Source organism: Providencia sp. 2023EL-00965, from assembly GCF_033550225.1.
Lineage (GTDB): Bacteria > Pseudomonadota > Gammaproteobacteria > Enterobacterales > Enterobacteriaceae > Providencia > Providencia manganoxydans.
Window position 1 is genome coordinate 108331 of the sequence record NZ_JAWUEH010000003.1, and the last position, 12850, is coordinate 121180.

Consider the following 12850-nt stretch of genomic DNA (forward strand, 5'->3'; position numbering starts at 1 on the left):
TTAAAATCATAAATCAGGATTTATGTACGTCAATAACCAATATGTTTTAGGTTAGTTAGGAATAAAAATAATGAAAATAAAATGCTTGGACCCTTTAGGAATTAACAGTTATGAACGAGAAGCTAATGAAAAACTTGAAGCTAGTCTACCTCAAAACTGGAAAGGTTATTCATCCTTGGAAATGCGAGGTAGACAAAGTGGAGAATTTGAAGGTGACTTAATTATTATCACTCACGATAGAATAATAAATGTTGAGTTTAAAAAGTGGTCAGGAAGAGTTTTTTCGAAGGACGGTCAATGGGTAGTTCAGTTTCCTAATGGTAATGAAGAACATCGAAAACATGGAGTTAATCAGTCTCGTAGATCTGCAAAGATACTCTCAACCAAATTAAAAGAAAGGTTGGGCAATAAGTTTATACCTTGGGTTGATTTTTGTGTGGTTCTATGTGGAACCGCAACCAAAGATGATCTTCCTCCTGACGAACAAGAGTACGTTTTCTCGTTAGAAGAATTTTCAAAAATTGGTGATGATAAGATTTATAAACAATACTTCAAAGATAAGTCGTGGATGATTAAGCGTAAGGAAGATGCGCCTAATAAGAACCTGAAACAGTGGGATAGGATTTTCTCTAATAATAGTGCTGATTTTAAAGCCAAAGACTTTTCTATCAATAATTATGTTCTTCAAGGTAAACCTCAATTCCGGCATCGTGATGGACTTTATGCAGAGTACCTGAGTCAACGTTCTGATAATCATAATTATAAAGCACTAATGCGGCGCTGGGACTTTACTTCTCCTTGTATCATTGAGCATGCCAGAACACCTGAACAGAGGTCGCTAATTGCCCACAGAGAAAGTGATGTACTCGGTTATATAGCAAGTCAGGATGAAGATCTTAGGGATACATATTTGCGATTAGAATATTTACCTAGTGAGTTATCTTCTGACTTTGTTGAATTGTATGAGTGGCCAAACAAAAAAGAGCGTCTTGATACATTTATTAGAAAGAATAGTTTAAAACTTACTGAAGAAAATAGAATTAACTTAATTCAAGCTCTTGTTAGTCGTCTTGCGAATCTTCATGATATAGATGTGGCTCACCGTGATATTGGTAATCACAGTATCTGGGTGTCCCTCCCTAGTAAGGTAGTATTGTCTAATTTCCTGACCGCAACGTATCCAGATCCGCAAAATAAAACAGTCTCTAATATTCGTAAAATTCTTCAGCACAATCAGATTGCTACACCTGAAGAGTTATACGAAGATTCAGACGGCACACATTTTACTCGAGATGTATATTTAGCTACTGCTGCATGCCACTATATAGCATTTGGTAAGCCTCCTATAAAAATGGATGGTATTTACCTATGTAGTGGTTTAATAAATTTGGCCACCTGAACAGAGGTGATATGCTCACCTCAGAACAACACAGGTGCCTTAATGAAAAAACGAAATTTCAGTGCAGAATTCAGACGTGAATCAGCCCAGCTGGTTGTGGATCAGAACTATACAGTTGCAGATGCCGCGAAAGCCATGAATATCGGGCTTTCCACCTTGACGCGGTGGGTAAAGCAATTACGGGACGAACGGGCAGGCAAAACACCGAAAGCATCCCCTATCACGCCGGAACAAATTGAGATACGTGAGCTGAAGAAAAAAATTCAACGTATTGAAATGGAAAACGAAATATTAAAAAAGGCTACCGCGCTCTTGATGTCAGACTCCCTGAACAGGTCTCGGTGATCGGGAAACTCAGAGCGCATTATCCTGTGGCCACTCTTTGCTGCGTGTTCGGAGTTCACCGCAGCAGCTATAGATACCGGGAAAACCGGCCTGACAATCCGGACGGCAGGAGAGCCGTATTACGTAGTCAGGTTCAGGAGCTGCACGGCCTCAGTCATGGCTCAGCAGGTGCAAGAAGTATCGCTGTAATGGCAACACACAGGGGCTTCCGGATGGGACGATGGCTTGCCGGACGGCTAATGAAGGAGATGGGGCTGGTGAGCTGTCAGCAGCCTGTTCACCGGTATAAACGTGGCGGTCATGAACACATTGCTATCCCGAACCACCTTGAGCGACAGTTCGCAGTGACAGAGCCCAATCAGGTATGGTGCGGCGACGTAACGTATATCTGGACCGGTAAACGCTGGGCATACCTGGCCGTTGTACTCGACCTGTTCGCAAGGAAACCCGTGGGCTGGGCAATGTCATTTTCTCCGGACAGCAAACTGACAACCAAAGCGCTGAAAATGGCATGGGAAATACGAAATAAGCCATCCGGGCTCATGTTCCACAGTGATCAGGGTAGCCACTATACAAGCAGGCAGTTCCGACAGTTACTGTGGCGATACCGGATAAAACAAAGTATGAGTAGGCGTGGTAACTGCTGGGATAACAGCCCGATGGAGCGCTTCTTCAGAAGTCTGAAAAATGAGTGGGTGCCGGTGACCGGCTACATCAGCTTCAGTGAAGCAGCCCATGCAATAACGGATTATATCGTCGGGTATTACAGCGAAGTCAGGCCGCATGAATATAACGGTGGATTACCACCAAACGAATCAGAAAACCAATACCGGAAAAACTCTAAAACCGTGGCCAATTTTAGTTGACCACTACACATCTATTTTTTTAAATAGGTTTGCTACAGCATTAGATACTGGATTATGAACAGCCCATGGAAATACAGGCTTCTCATCCATAATTCCGCTTTGAAGTAAATTTTTATGAATTGGTATAGTTCTTATACTACTTGAATTTTTAATCCTCTTACCATCCCTATCATTAACACTTATACAAGCTATCTTTTGTCCTTTATCCGCAATGTATACATAATCCTGCTCTGTTAGCTGTATACATTCGGTCACTCTCATACCTGTGTAATATAGTACCTGTATAAGCCACCACAGATGAGATTTGTGCTCTATAAGTTCAAGTACTTTTTTGTGTGATTCAGTGGATACTGAGATTCTAGGGTTAATTTTTTTAATCTTCTTATATCCCATATTACTAAAAGGATTTTTAGTAATATAATCCCTTTTATCAGCGGCAAAGCTAAAAAGAGCTGATACTTTCTTAAACATGGATTGGCTAGAGAATTCAGACTTATACTTATTCTTTAAAGCCTTTTTAAAACTAGCTACCTTTGGTTTGTTAAATGATTGAATATCTTTATCACCATATAGGCTAATTAAATAATCAATCGCAGCCTTGTTACCTTTAAATGTTAATGGCCTCCATTCAGATTTCATTTCGTTGTACCACTCATCAGCAACTTGGCTAATTTTATGCCCTTTAGCTTGAAAGCGGCTATCATTCTGCTGTCTACTAGGTAAATTCCCGCTATTAATCCAATAAATGTAGTTTGCCTCTAAATGAATCCCTTCTTCGATGAACATATCTCGTTCATTAATTAAATGTGCTCTGATCTCATCAAAATCAGTGCATTCTTTTTTTAATCGATGAAAAGTACTAAGTAGAATTTTTGAACGTTTATGAGCGATTTGTAGATCTCTAGTTCTCAAGTCAAATCGAATTAGCTTTCCTACATATGACTTTTGCCAAATATAATAACCACGAGAATTACATGAAATATACATGAAATGTACATGTGCCATTGGTGCCCCTTGAATTACCATCAGCACGCGAATATTCACATAACACATTGAAAATAAAGGTTAGGTACTATATTAGCACCTAACCTTTCAGTACTGGTTACTCATCTTCGAGACGGATTTGGTCGAAATATACGGCCTGCGCATGTTTGCATGCTACTTTCACGAGTACGCGCATGTTTGCAAGGATAAGGAAATTGGCTCATTTTATTCCATTAACCGACTAGACCATCTTCGGGCGCTGGTAGCGCATGAGCTCGCGCATTTTTTCCAATTCAATACTGCATCGAAAAACTATAATCAACACGATGCAAAGCAGCATCTACCGCGCCTGGATTACCGTACACCACACGGGGAAGGGTGGCAGTTCATTTACCGTTACCTGAAAATGCCCCTCAATTTGCGACTGAATTAATTACTATTTTAATTATTAACATTGTACCATTGCTTCAAAGTATGTATTCCTGAGTTTTGGAGAGTAAATGTATTTAATAATGACGGTCCTATTTATGATCGCAGCGATATTTTCCTTCGCAAAAACAATGAAAGTTGTGCTAGAAGAAGCGAGCCTTGACAAGGAAAAACGTATAGCAGCTATCGGACAAGTAAAATTGACTTGGCTATTCTATGTTCCGGCTTTCTTCTTGCTCCTTGCTCCATTCATCAAATCATTGATGGATGCAGGCTCTGAACAGGTGGACCAATCAGGCTCCAATTTACCTGTATGGCTTTTCCTGGCTGGTGGCCTGTACTTGCTGTTTGGTGCCGCGCTTTTATTACGCAAAGCCATGAAAGAAAAAACTCTCGGACAGATAGGCACTATCCTTAATATCCAGATCCTTCTGTGGGTCGGCCTTTACAGCACATTTGCGGCCTATGACCACTTGAAGTTTGCAGATGAACATTTTGGGATAATGAGCACCCGCCTGATTGAGATCGGTGGTGTGAAAGATGTCACTTGCGAGCAAGAACTGATGTTGGTTAACTTCACTGAAGGTCAAACGACTCCAATGCAATGGCGGTGCCCTACAGGTTTCTCTTTGCTGAACAAAACAAATCGTCCTTTCGTTCCTTGGCCGGATTACACCGAAGGTGAAAGCGAGCAGCTTGCCGCTGCAATGAACAAAATCATGACGGAAGCGAAAGCCAACTCACAGTAACGGAACTCTCCAACCAAAGGCCAGCAATACTGGCTTTTTTTACGCCCATTTCCCATCGATAAAAAAACAATCGAAAAAAGACTATTTTTTTCCGCATTTGCTATTCGTCACCGGTACACGCCGTGTTTAACTGGATTCAGAAGTAAGCACAAACACGTAAACAACCAATAACAATTTGCGGAGTAACTATCATGACTATCAACGTACAACAAATCTTCCAAGCTTCCCGTGACAACGAGCTGATGGGCAATCTGGGCGCTATCATGCGTCAGATGGACAAGGCCCCATCCACGCTGCGTGGTCTGAGCGACTTCGTATCCAAAGAGCGCAAAACAGCTGCAAACAGCGCGCTGTTTGAAGAGCTGAACGTTGGTCGAAACAACGTGTACGCGGTCAGCGTCTCATGGTTGTACGTTGAAGAAGGCCTGAACCTGCGTGAGGTTGATGTAGAGCGCGCAGAGATGTTCAAGAACGCCTACCTGAACCACCCGAGCAGCGTCCCGGCTATCCGCGTTAAAGTGGTTGTTGTGAACGGTGTGACTCGCCTGAAAATCATCGACGGTCACCACCGCTTCACCGGCCTGATGGCCGCTATCGCTGAAGGTGCAGTATTTGAAAAGCTGATCATTGAAGAGTTCGAAGGCGGTAAGGACGAAGAAGTCTTCAACATGATCGAAAGCGCCAACACCAAGCACCTGAAGATGATTGAGCGCGCTGAAGGTTTCCGCCGTCTGGTTGATTGGGGCCACGAAATCGACTCTATCGCTCGTCGTCTGGGTCTGTCCGGCGTAACCGTTCGTCGCAGCCTGATCCTGGCTAAAGCCGAAGAGCGCATTAAAAAATTGGTACGAGACGATAAAGTGTCCGGTGATGTTGCGATTGACGTGATCACTGATTGCCAAGGCACCGACCGTGACGCTTTCGACATCCTGATGGCTTCTCTGGCTAAAGCCGAGCAAGCAGGTAAAAACCGCGTCACCGCGCGCTATGTGTCTTCGCCGAAGAAAGCCAAGGTGAAACCAAAAGTCGTGCGCAAAACCTTCGAAAGCCTGTTGCCGACGTTGGATCAGCTGCGCTCGCAGATCCCTCCCGCACCAACGGCTGAGCACGAAAACCAGATTGAAATCGCTGAGACCGTGCCGGAAGAAGTGGTGCTGCGTCTGTCCCCTGAAGTTGCCCGCCAGCTGATGGCAGCGCTGAGCGATGTAGAAGCGGCCAAGCTGGAAGAGGAAGCCGAACAGGCGGCGAAAGAAGCTGCTGAGGCTGAAAACGAAGGCAATGAAGAAGCCACTGAGGCTCATGACGGTGAAGGCGAGGGCGACGCTGAGGCATAAACCAACGCGCTGTCTTCGCAAGATTAGGCCGGTTCTCCGGCCTTTTTTATCTCACTTCACTACACCGCCCGTGCCGTTCAATAAAAAAATAACGTCACGGCAGCTCGGAGGTTTTATGGATCACGCACTGCCTATCCTGCCTAAAATCACCATCCGCGTCATTGATGACGCTTCCTTGGAAACGTTAGCTATCTCCCACTATGAAAGCCGAGGCTGTAAGCCGCGCGCGCTGGGGAAAGGCCATTCCATTCGCCGAAAAGGCAAAAACACCGACGCGTTTCTGGCTCGCATAAAAGTGAATTACGTTCGACAGCTGCTCAGCAACTACGATCACGATAAAGAAAATGCGTATCGTAGCTCTGGGCAGGAACGTGAAGCCTCTTGCATGAGCCAGCAACTGTATTCTGCAATTGCACAGCATTACCCGTCCTTGGCGGCTGAATGTGAACGCCAAATCGCGCAACGAAACACGCTGTGAGGCCGGTGATGAAAGAGAAAAATCAACGTTCGTCCACGATCGCCACTGAACAAGATATGCGTCTGGCTGGTCTTCGAATGCCTCCCCATTCACTTGAAGCGGAGCAATCCGTTCTTGGCGGTCTGATGCTGGACAATGAACGCTGGGATTTGGTGAGCGAACGTGTTGTGGAAGGGGATTTCTTTACCCGTGCCCACAAAAGTATTTTTACCATGATGCAACGGCTGGTGGAATCAAGCCGACCGATTGACCTGATCACACTTGCTGAAGCACTGGAGCAACACAACCAGCTTGACTTGGTCGGTGGCTTTGCCTATCTGGCCGAACTGTCGAAAAATACCCCAAGCGCCGCTAACATCACAGCCTACGCCGACATCGTGCGTGAGCGTGCCGTAGTGAGGGAAATGATCACTGCGGCCAATGATATTGCGGATGCGGGTTACGATCCCCAGGGTCGGAATAGTGCTGAATTACTGGACCTGGCCGAAAGCCGTGTGTTCCAGATTGCAGAGGCTCGAACTAATAAAGACAGCGGGCCGATGGGCATTGATGCCATTCTGGAGAAAACTGTAACGCGCATCGAGCAGCTGTACCAAACACCGCATGACGGGGTGACAGGCGTCGATACGGGTTACACCGATCTGAACAAAAAGACAGCCGGACTCCAAAAGTCCGACCTGATCATCGTCGCAGCGCGCCCTTCAATGGGTAAAACCACCTTTGCGATGAACATCTGTGAGAACGCAGCGATGACACAGGACAAGCCTGTGATGATTTTCAGCCTGGAGATGCCAGGTGAACAAATCATGATGCGTATGCTGGCTTCCATGTCCCGCGTTGACCAGACCAAAATCAGGACGGGCCAACTGGATGACGAAGATTGGGCTCGTATTTCAAGCACGATGGGCATTTTGCTGGAAAAACGAAACGTCTATATCGACGACAGCAGCGGCCTAACTCCGACTGAATTGCGATCGCGGGCACGGCGAGTGTTTCGTGAAAACGGTGGTTTGAGCCTGATCATGGTGGACTACCTTCAGTTGATGCGGGTTCCGGCGTTGAAAGACAACCGAACACAGGAAATAGCAGAAATATCCCGCTCTTTGAAGGCGCTTGCGAAGGAACTACAGGTACCCGTGGTGGCCTTATCGCAGCTTAACCGCTCACTGGAGCAACGAGCAGATAAACGACCCGTAAACTCGGATCTGCGCGAGTCGGGTTCGATAGAGCAAGATGCGGACCTCATCATGTTCATCTACCGTGACGAGGTCTACAACGAGAATAGCGAGCACAAAGGGGTAGCCGAAATTATCCTGGGTAAGCAGCGTAACGGGCCTATCGGCTCGGTTCGTTTGGCCTTCAACGGCCAGTGGTCGCGATTTGACAACTACACCGGACCACAGTTTGAAGAATATTGAATGTTACCAAAGCCAGGGTATTCTGGCTTTTTTTAAACTTATCTATTTGTTCTTATTTACTTCTTCAAAATACTCTCGCAATAATTCTTTATTCATAAAATATAGCTCAAGAATTATGAGTAGCAAGTAATTACCTTTATGCTTATAGAAAAAAGGAATTTTCGAGTTGTCAATTTTAAATGTTTTTATTTTATCTACACTGCCTTTTTGTTCAGGTTTTTCCTCTTTTAATGTATATTCAGATGAATCATATAAAATATACTCATGATCTAGATGCTCAATGAAGTATTCTCCACATTCTTGACTATAAAATATTTAATGTGAATAACTTGAGTAACAACGCAGCCGTCATCCAATAGATTGTAATCATCCCTTAATTCTTCAAATGTTATTTCTTGCTTTTCTTTGTTGTGTGAAACTATTAATTTATCATTATATATCACACCATAAAAACAAGATAATGAAGGTAGCATTTTTATTGATGCACCAAGAGGGGCGCCTCGTTCTATAGATTCCAATCCGAAACCTACGTCAATGATACCCATTGGCTTTAATGCTAGATTTTTTAAATAGTTACAGGAGATCAACTCTTTAAATATATTTAATAACTTTGGAGAAGTATTAATTTGCAATTTCTTATTTATTCGACTGTCAAACACAGCACCAAACGGACCGTCGTTTTCTATGTTAGTAAACTCATTAATAGATAACAAGCTATACCGGGCAAACTGTGCGTCAACCAGTTTTAGCTTCACTCCATTGGCATTGTATTCCTGAGAAATTGATTCGATATCGACATTTCTTTCTGTTAGATCGTTCGGTTTATCCCTATTGAATTGTTTTATAATACTATCTAAAATATGGTAATACTTATAATTGTCTTTATGTTGTGTTATTTTATTATCATTAACACTTGATGTTTCATTCGGATAGTAATATCGTTTTTCTATAAAATCAAATAACTCAAGTTTGTTTTTAATTAACTTTATTTGTTGCAAGTTATATGTTGCTACATCAATTCTTTCGTGCGCACCACTCAACCAAGATGCATAAGAGCCGCCATGATGGCATTTCCATTTTGTTTTTTCTTTATGCTCATTGATAAAGCTAAGGCTAATAATATTTCGGTGGCTGCGTAGGCAGTTACAATTATTATAAATGTCAGCCCCTTTAATTACGAATGAAATGTCTTTACTTTCATCATTAGAAATATACTGATTAATTATTTCTTGATTTTCATAGGATGTTAGGATGTAGGTGAAGAATTTGCTATTCGAAAAAAATCTTTCTATAAAACCAATTGCATATTTGAAGGTTTCTGTATTTGCTTCAAAAGCACAATAAGCTGCCCCTGAACAGCATAATGTTTCCTCCTTCGCAATTTCGTAATCTGAATCCAATTTCTTAATTATACTTTCCAGTTCAATTTGCCACATGAGATAACCTTTTAGGTTTTAGTCTAATTTATCACAGAATATTATAAATTTAATTATCTAGCTAAAGAATTGTTTTTAGCGCTCATTACTTCGTCAGCTGTCTGCCTCATGAGAAAATATCCTGTAAACAAAACAAATAACAGGTGATTTATGCAGCATTCCTTCAACTTTAAAAATCCGGAACTACCTTCCATATCAGTCTTAAAAGCGGATAAGTGGCAGGCCGTATGGCAAACACTGAAGGAAGATGCCGACCTGAACTATCGTGATGCCAGTCGTGGAGTCAGCATGGCTGATCTCATCCATAATGGCACAGCTTCTATCTACCAAGCCCTTGCTGATAATTGGACGATCTCCCTCGCCTGGAGTAGCGGTAAAGACTCCGAAATTGTCCTGCACTTATTCCTCATGGCGTTGGTGCGCGCTGTTCGCGCGGGAATTCCTATTAGCCAACACCATTACCTTTTGCATACCGATACTGGCATTGAAACCCCTGAGATACGCTGGCTCGCCGATCAGAAACTGGCTGCGCTTGAAAAGTTCATCGATCAAGAAAACCTGCCGCTGTCTATTGTTCTCGCAAAACCGGGGCTCACCTCCAGCTGGACGGGGCGGATACTGACGGGGCGTGGCTTGCCCACGTTCACCAACAGCTCAGTGCGTCAGTGCTCCAACGACTTGAAGATTTTTGCGGCCAAACGCGCCAAAACGGCATACGTGAAAAGCCTGCCAAAATCCGTGGGTAAACGCGTCTGTTTGCTGCTGGGAAGCCGCGATGCAGAGGGCGTTATCCGAGCCAAAAACATCGCCTTAAAAGGCGGGAATGCGAGTCAGGTTAAGATCACAAAAGAAGGCGGCGAATTGTACCCCATCAGGCATTGGTTACAGGGCGACGTGTGGGAGTTTCTGCTAAGCGCCGGAAGCGCTTCTAAGTATCTGCTGCCGAGCTACCTGGACAGCAACAACGACACCGCTGAGCTCTACAAGGCCGCAACAGGGGAATGTGTTTGGTCGGGTTCTGAGAAAAAATCCAGTGAAGCCTGTGGGAGCCGGTTTGGATGTTGGGCTTGCCAGGCGGTCGGTCTCGATAAATCAATGGAAAACCTTCTGCGTTCTGATGACGATCGCCACGGTTACATGGCTGGGCTCAACCGTATTCAGAGATTTTTGTCCAAGCGTCGCAATGCGTGGGAAGATAGGCATCCTGTGGGTCGCACCTTGTATGCTGGAGGCTTCATCAAGGTTCAGCCTGATGTCTATTCACCGCGCTTCCTGGAGCGCCTGCTGCATGTTTGTTGCAGTATGGACTACGTTGAGCAGCTGCGTGCTGAGGATGTAGCCGATAAACTTCGATCGGGCGAACTGGAAAACACCGCCCACAACCGCCGCATGGCGTCACCTCAATTTCGCATTGTCAGTGAGGTTGCGTTAATCCATATAGACTTCATGTGGTCATTCCACCATTTTAACGAAAAACCGTTTCATGCTCTGGAAATCTATCGCCGCGTCTGGGCAAAAGGTGAGCTCGACTTACTGGAAGATGAGCCTGAAATGCCTGTCACCCCAAAGACCCCTATGCCCAAAGCATTGTGGGTCAAGGTCGGGCAGTTTGGTAATGATTCCGGTATGGATGGCCTGGCTGATCCCATCGCTGAAATGGCCTATTTTAACGGTGCCGACGATGAGCGTGCCAGCCGCATTATCAATACGCCGAACGGAAAACGTCGCGTGGTTAGCTTCAGCGAGGACAGTGAAGTGACCATCGACGCGGATGCTGCTGAGTTCATCATTTGGGAGGAATATCCTCGACTGCGTGAAGCGGTATTGGCTGGGCAATACACCTCCGGCAGTGCTGCTCAATTTTATCTGCGCTTCGGTGCAGTTTCCCTGTGCAAAGGAAAGTCAGCACTGTACAACCGCATGATGCAGCGCGGCCAAACTTATCGCAGCCTGGGCTTAAACGGCCATCAGACAATGGATGGGATTGCGTCTCGTAAAGACCTGCGTGTACTAACGACGGAACGCTATCAGTTTCTGATCGCCAACAAAGTGAACGCCAGTATCATCCGTCTACGCTGGTGGGCTAATCTGGCATTCACCATGCAGTGGCACTTGGCGAATCAGACCTCAACCGGTCAATGGATCCGTGCATCTTTGACGCGCGAGGATGAACTATCCATGCAGCAAGAGAAAAATAGGGCCAAAAACACACTTTCGGTTTTCGTGATCGGACATACCAGTGCTTGGTGCTCGTTGAAGCTGAGTAAGTCCGGCACGTCCACTGAGCGCGCTTTTCGTCGTTACCATCAACATACTCGTCGTAATGCAATTACAAGCTGCCAGGGGCTCTCTCAGCATCTGAGAGAAGTGATCGTCAATCAACTGAAACTGGAGTATCTGCGGATGCTGTGGCGACTGGATGATGGCTTGATGCTGAAGCATGACTCCGATCCCATCACCAAAATGGCTGGGCGGGACCCTGTTGCGCTAAGCAAACACTTCCGTCTCGTGGTGAGAACAATGGAGCGCTTCGTTCAGGAGGCAGCGTGAAACGCTTAATTTCGTCGGCAGTACAAGTTGAGTCAGTATTGAAGTTTACTATTCATACAGGATATGAATGATGAAAACGAATATGACCGATGTGTTGTTAGATGGTGCGTTGATTATGGTGTTAGGGGGCGCTCTGATCGCTGGGTTCGAATTGATGCCCAGCCAGGAGAAAACCGATTCTGTCATCGCTGAATACCGAGTCGATATTGAAAAACGTGACGGGTTAAGCCTGTACAGTAACAAAAGTACCGTCCGTATTGATGTAGTGGGTGAGATCCCGGCAGAAAAAGATCTGCCTCTGCCCGGCGAGCGTGTCGCGTTGATGCTCTACGACAAAAGTCAGGCGCAAATGTGTCAGGACAATCGTTGCATGGATGTGGACGTTATTATCACAAAACCTGCTTTTTTACGGAGGCATCATGAGCCTGGCAAACAATCGGCCTCAAATTAACTATCTTAAATTAATTAAGGCGGAAAAATTCCCTCCGGGGATCTGCGTTAAGTCACTCTCGGTTTTCGAACGCGACACATTGCGCGTGGCTTTAACCATGATGGCGCACTGGAACAATTATCCGGAGTCGCCAGTCCACATGCGGCCAGAGTGGTCAGCACAGGTGTCTCGGCTCTTGATTGAAACGATGAAGGAGCGGGACGAACTGAGAGCACACTTGAAGAGTCTCGGTGCTGAAGTGCCTGAGAAAGTAGTGAAAATGTCCGACATGACATTTCAGCAACTCATGTTGAAGTGCAACTGTAGTTGAGAAATTCACCCATTCCGAAAATGAGGTTTTCATGAATCCGACACCTGAAAAAACGAATGCTGGGCCTGATGTTGATGGTACCCGCAACGCCAATATTCTGA

The 12850-nt window shown here is 45.1% G+C and carries 11 protein-coding genes; 9 read left to right on the forward strand and 2 right to left on the reverse strand.

What is annotated here, in order from left to right:
* Positions 1 to 70 precede the first annotated feature (70 nt).
* Positions 71 to 1399 (forward strand): NERD domain-containing protein kinase family protein, encoded by a 1329-nt coding sequence (locus tag SC428_RS05645; protein ID WP_204162592.1) that lies wholly within the window; start codon positions 71 to 73, stop codon positions 1397 to 1399.
* A gap of 42 nt (positions 1400 to 1441) precedes the next feature.
* Positions 1442 to 2610, forward strand: a protein-coding gene (locus SC428_RS05650; protein WP_094963266.1) for an IS3 family transposase whose coding sequence is annotated in 2 segments (ribosomal slippage) — positions 1442 to 1691 and positions 1691 to 2610 — 1170 coding nt in all. Because the reading frame shifts where the segments join, the coding sequence is not laid out codon by codon here.
* A gap of 3 nt (positions 2611 to 2613) precedes the next feature.
* Here the strand turns inward: SC428_RS05650 and SC428_RS05655 are convergent.
* Positions 2614 to 3615 carry a tyrosine-type recombinase/integrase gene (locus SC428_RS05655; protein WP_196053769.1) on the reverse strand — a complete coding sequence of 334 codons (1002 nt, stop codon included), beginning with the start codon at positions 3613 to 3615 and terminating at the stop codon, positions 2614 to 2616.
* 479 nt (positions 3616 to 4094) lie between these two features.
* Here SC428_RS05655 and SC428_RS05660 point away from each other — a divergent pair, with 479 nt between their 5' ends.
* From SC428_RS05660 to dnaB, 4 genes are all read left to right on the forward strand, one after another.
* Positions 4095 to 4772, forward strand: coding sequence for a hypothetical protein (locus tag SC428_RS05660; protein WP_191901265.1), 678 nt, complete (start codon positions 4095 to 4097; stop codon positions 4770 to 4772).
* Positions 4773 to 4963: 191 nt separating this feature from the next.
* The gene (locus tag SC428_RS05665) at positions 4964 to 6106 is read left to right on the forward strand and encodes a ParB/RepB/Spo0J family partition protein (RefSeq protein WP_042847065.1); all 1143 of its coding nucleotides are present in this window, start codon (positions 4964 to 4966) and stop codon (positions 6104 to 6106) included.
* Positions 6107 to 6221: 115 nt separating this feature from the next.
* Complete coding sequence (locus SC428_RS05670) at positions 6222 to 6584, forward strand: hypothetical protein (RefSeq protein WP_042847064.1); 363 nt, start codon at positions 6222 to 6224, stop codon at positions 6582 to 6584.
* Between the two features lie 8 nt (positions 6585 to 6592).
* Entirely contained in the window at positions 6593 to 8002 is a 1410-nt protein-coding gene (dnaB, locus tag SC428_RS05675) for a replicative DNA helicase (RefSeq protein WP_042847063.1), read from the forward strand.
* A 269-nt stretch (positions 8003 to 8271) separates the two neighbouring features.
* Here the strand turns inward: dnaB and SC428_RS05680 are convergent, their stop codons facing one another.
* Positions 8272 to 9438 (reverse strand): hypothetical protein, encoded by a 1167-nt coding sequence (locus SC428_RS05680; protein ID WP_166268269.1) that lies wholly within the window; start codon positions 9436 to 9438, stop codon positions 8272 to 8274.
* 150 nt (positions 9439 to 9588) lie between these two features.
* On the opposite strand from SC428_RS05680, the gene SC428_RS05685 reads away from it, so the two are divergent.
* The 3 genes from SC428_RS05685 (at position 9589) to SC428_RS05695 (ending at position 12749) form a co-directional block, all read left to right on the forward strand.
* Complete coding sequence (locus tag SC428_RS05685) at positions 9589 to 11988, forward strand: phosphoadenosine phosphosulfate reductase family protein (protein WP_166268271.1); 2400 nt, start codon at positions 9589 to 9591, stop codon at positions 11986 to 11988.
* 67 nt (positions 11989 to 12055) lie between these two features.
* Positions 12056 to 12439, forward strand: a complete 384-nt coding sequence (locus tag SC428_RS05690) for a hypothetical protein (protein WP_166268273.1) — start codon at positions 12056 to 12058, stop codon at positions 12437 to 12439.
* Positions 12408 to 12749: a hypothetical protein gene (locus tag SC428_RS05695; RefSeq protein ID WP_042847060.1), complete on the forward strand. Its 342-nt coding sequence runs from the start codon at positions 12408 to 12410 to the stop codon at positions 12747 to 12749. Before SC428_RS05690 ends, SC428_RS05695 begins: the two co-directional genes overlap by 32 nt.
* The last annotated feature ends 101 nt before the right edge of the window (positions 12750 to 12850 follow it).

Bases quoted from the DNA above. Each gene is read 5' to 3' on its own strand.
- SC428_RS05645 (WP_204162592.1), top strand. From the start codon at position 71: ATGAAAATAAAATGCTTGGACCCTTTAGGAATTAACAGTTATGAACGA.
- SC428_RS05655 (WP_196053769.1), bottom strand. From the start codon at position 3,615: ATGGCACATGTACATTTCATGTATATTTCATGTAATTCTCGTGGTTAT.
- SC428_RS05660 (WP_191901265.1), top strand. From the start codon at position 4,095: ATGTATTTAATAATGACGGTCCTATTTATGATCGCAGCGATATTTTCC.
- SC428_RS05665 (WP_042847065.1), top strand. From the start codon at position 4,964: ATGACTATCAACGTACAACAAATCTTCCAAGCTTCCCGTGACAACGAG.
- SC428_RS05670 (WP_042847064.1), top strand. From the start codon at position 6,222: ATGGATCACGCACTGCCTATCCTGCCTAAAATCACCATCCGCGTCATT.
- dnaB (WP_042847063.1), top strand. From the start codon at position 6,593: ATGAAAGAGAAAAATCAACGTTCGTCCACGATCGCCACTGAACAAGAT.
- SC428_RS05680 (WP_166268269.1), bottom strand. From the start codon at position 9,438: ATGTGGCAAATTGAACTGGAAAGTATAATTAAGAAATTGGATTCAGAT.
- SC428_RS05685 (WP_166268271.1), top strand. From the start codon at position 9,589: ATGCAGCATTCCTTCAACTTTAAAAATCCGGAACTACCTTCCATATCA.
- SC428_RS05690 (WP_166268273.1), top strand. From the start codon at position 12,056: ATGATGAAAACGAATATGACCGATGTGTTGTTAGATGGTGCGTTGATT.
- SC428_RS05695 (WP_042847060.1), top strand. From the start codon at position 12,408: ATGAGCCTGGCAAACAATCGGCCTCAAATTAACTATCTTAAATTAATT.